Origin of the sequence: Bradyrhizobium sp. 160 (assembly GCF_023073735.1) — a bacterium.
Taxonomy (GTDB): Bacteria; Pseudomonadota; Alphaproteobacteria; order Rhizobiales; family Xanthobacteraceae; genus Bradyrhizobium.
In genome coordinates this window covers 1-1,051 of sequence record NZ_JADPKD010000016.1, presented here as the reverse complement: position 1 = coordinate 1,051, position 1,051 = coordinate 1, and the positions used below count along the sequence as shown (strand labels likewise).

The 1,051-nt window shown below is 60.7% G+C and carries 1 protein-coding gene; it reads left to right on the top strand.

Features of this window, described 5'->3' with window-relative positions; genetic code table 11:
• Window positions 1–93: 93 nt before the first annotated feature.
• A protein-coding gene (locus IVA98_RS08540) for an IS630 family transposase (protein ID WP_247354638.1) occupies window positions 94–1,051 on the top strand; the annotation gives its coding sequence in 2 pieces (ribosomal slippage) (window positions 94–433 and window positions 433–1,051; 959 coding nt annotated over the 2 pieces). This gene is flagged as partial in the annotation.

Below are 1,051 nucleotides of genomic sequence, written 5' to 3'. Positions count from 1 at the left end.
TAGAGCGTTAGCCCATCGGACTGAATCGCTGGGGATTCACAAATCAGCGTTTTGATGATTCAAGCTTGCCGCCGGGATTGGAGGCCGGCGGGCATGGCGAAACCGCTGTCGATGGATCTTCGCGAACGTGTGCTTGCCTGTATTGGAGGCGGCGTTTCAGGCCGGCAGGCTGCCGAGCGATTTGGGGTAAGCGCGGCGAGCGTGAGCCGCTGGCGCACGCGCGAACGGGAACAGGGGGATGCCCAGCCGAGAGCTCAGGGCGGCGATCGCAAGTCTCATCGGATTGATGCCCATGAGGCGACGATCGTGGCTTTGCTCGAGGCCTCTCCCGATATCACCATCGAGGAATTGCGTGACAGCTTGAGCAAACAAGGCCTGTCTTTCGGATATGGCACGATCCGACGCTTCTTCGAGCGCCACAAGATCACGCGTAAAAAAAGACCGCCCATGCCACAGAGCAGGATCGCCCGGATGTCTTGACGCGACGCCAGGCCTGGCGTGAGAGCCAGGACAAGCTCGATCGGGACCGGCTCGTCTTCATTGACGAGACCTGGGCATCGACCAACATGGCGCGAACACATGGCCGTTGCCAGCGGGGCGAACGCCTGCGGGCCAGCGTTCCTCACGGCCATTGGAAAACGACAACCTGCGTCGCCGCTCTAACCACGCGCGGCATCATCGCACCCTGGGTGCTCGATGGTCCCATCAACCGCGATGCCTTCGAGACCTATGTCGAAAAGGTCCTCGTACCAGAGCTTCCAGCCTTCGCCATCGTCGTCATGGACAACCTCTCCAGCCACAAAGGGCCGCGCGTCCGCGAGATGATCGAGGCTGCCGGCGCAACGCTCCTTTACCTTCCGCCTTACAGTCCCGACTTCAACCCGATCGAGAACGCCTTCGCAAAGCTCAAAGCAAATCTGCGAAAGGCCGCCGAACGCACTGTTGGCGGTCTCTGGGATGCCGTCGGGCGCATCATCGACACTTACACGCCCGCAGAATCCTCAAACTACTTCACTGCCGCGGGATACTTGCAACCTGATCGGCTAACGCT